We start from the raw sequence: 1763 nt of genomic DNA on the forward strand, positions 1-1763 counted from the left end.
ATCTACTTGATTTGCAAACGTATGCAAATCATTTTGTGTAAGAAGAAGCATTGATTTTTGTAAATCAGCTATTGATAATTTCGTTGTTAAATCATATATTTTTTGATTTTGTTTCTCTAAATCATCTAAATATGCTCGCTGTTCTGCTGTTAATTTATTTACTTCAGCAAAAACGCCAAATGTTTTCTTAATCTTTTCGGTATCAATGACCTTCATCAGGTCATACTCTTGTGTTTTTGCTGCGGCTGCGGCTGCTATTTCACCTTGTTTGCTTTTCTCAATTGCTTCACGAGCTGCTTTTTTTGCTGCTTCAATCTCTAGAGCAGTTTTACCTTGTTCTGTCGCTTCTTGCGCCGCTTTTTTCTCCGCTTCTAAAATAGAGTTGTTAATTTCTTTTCCTTTGTTATACGCTGCCACCCCTGCTTGAGCAGCCGGTTCAATAATTTCTTTTGAAAGACTATAAACTTCTTTGAATATAGCAAATCCCTGTTCATTTAAAGCCCCTGGTATTAATGCAATTTGCTGTAAATCATTTTGAATTGCTTTTTTGGTATTTAATATTTCATTTTTTAACTGATCTATTTTTCCTGTTCCATCTGTACTTAGTATGCCTTGCGCAGTTGCCACATTAGTATCAAAATCTTTTAATTTTTTATCAAGCTGTAATTTAAGATCTGTTAATTCATTGATTTGTCGTTGCGCATTTTCTTGATTCGTCATAGCCATTTCTTGAAGTACTTCAAGTCTATCCGAAAACCCTTCTCTATCTTCTTTATTGTCTACAAACGATTTTAATGTCGGGTAATAACTATTAAATTTTGTTACAAATCCTTTACTTTTTGAATTTAATAGAATTAACTGTGGATAGAGTTCCGATGACCATTCCTTCATATCTTGTTTGATTAGGAATTGATTGGTATTTAAAGCTGGGACTTCCTCTAGCTGTACATTAGGACTCATTAAAGATTGATCAATATACGTTTGGACTAATTTAGAATGCGCACCTAATTTTCGTAATGATGAAGAAATATCCATGTTTTCTTGTTGAGTTTCTGCTTGAACGATTGGTGTTGCGAGAGTATTGATAGGAATAGTTGCTCCAGTTACAATGGATGTTATTAAAAATCCTGTCATTATTTTAGTTTTCATTCCGTACACTCCTTTACCATTGTTTTTATAACTTAATTCATATAACTTGTACGACCGCTCTCTTTGTAAACTGGATAAGAAGGAGAAATCTTTCAGATACGTTAATATCGTTGTTTTTTACTTCTAATAGGATATAAGGATTTTATTTATCTCTCATTTCGATACTCTATTTTTTAAAATATAAATAACAAAAATTTATTAACTATATTTGAATCAGGCACCTTATGAGTAGTAAATTATTAATTCTTTCCTAAAGTTGCGGTTTAACTTACAGAATCGTGAGGATCAATAAACCAATGCTTACAGTTAATCTTGTCATAACATTGTTTAATTTCAATTTGATAATATCCCTCTTAGTTTTGTCAGCAAACTCCTTACTAGACAACAAAAGATGAAATTATACTGTACATTGCTTATACTTTTATTGCGGAATAACTTCACTTTTGTTATGCAGAAACTTAGAACACGTTTATTACCAATTTGATTCTTGACCTCTTGTGAATAAATTGACTATTTAGAAAATTATTAAAGACATAATGTTACTTACAACTTCACTATAATTCCTATTAGCGTAACCTTCTCCTTTCTGTCTGGTCATACCAGTTATGTTGTTC

1 protein-coding gene is annotated in these 1763 nt (G+C 31.5%); it reads right to left on the bottom strand.

Features of this window, described 5'->3' with window-relative positions; translation table 11 throughout:
• A partial coding sequence (hblC, locus tag GBN78_RS29650; protein WP_152128029.1) for a hemolytic enterotoxin HBL lytic component L2 occupies positions 1–1149 on the bottom strand: 1149 nt, incomplete at its 3' end.
• Positions 1150–1763: the final 614 nt, after the last annotated feature.

It is taken from the genome of Bacillus sp. B2-WWTP-C-10-Post-4, assembly GCF_009183805.1.
In the GTDB taxonomy this organism is placed as follows: domain Bacteria; phylum Bacillota; class Bacilli; order Bacillales; family Bacillaceae_G; genus Bacillus_A; species Bacillus_A cereus.